Below are 288 nucleotides of genomic sequence, written 5' to 3'. Positions count from 1 at the left end.
GCTGAAAGTAGTGGGCATTTTCCCGCATGGTGCTGGAAAAAATCAGTTTTTTAACCGCGGTATCCGTCGGCGGCTGCCTAATCTTGGAAGCAGCGGCCGACGCGCTGGCCGATGCCCACTACTTTCAGCCGAATTTAAATGGAAATATCAGGCTGGTTCCTGCCCTGCACCGCAATGCGGAAGGTTGGACGGTTGAGTTTAAAATCGGTTCAGACCATCTGTACGTATTAAAGGATATTACCGCAATGGTAAATGCTCTAAAGGAAGAAAAGTATGTATACTATGGAC

General features: G+C 47.9%; 1 protein-coding gene. It reads left to right on the top strand.

The features are described 5' to 3' along the window. Nucleotides 1-26: 26 nt before the first annotated feature. Nucleotides 27-288: hypothetical protein (locus NE473_RS32120; RefSeq protein WP_256265726.1), on the top strand; the 262-nt coding region annotated here is incomplete at its 3' end.

Source organism: Hungatella sp. SL.1.14 (assembly GCF_024460495.1).
Lineage (GTDB): Bacteria > Bacillota > Clostridia > Lachnospirales > Lachnospiraceae > Hungatella > Hungatella hathewayi.
Note: the sequence above shows the minus strand (reverse complement) of the source record. Positions and strands in the feature narration are given on the sequence as shown.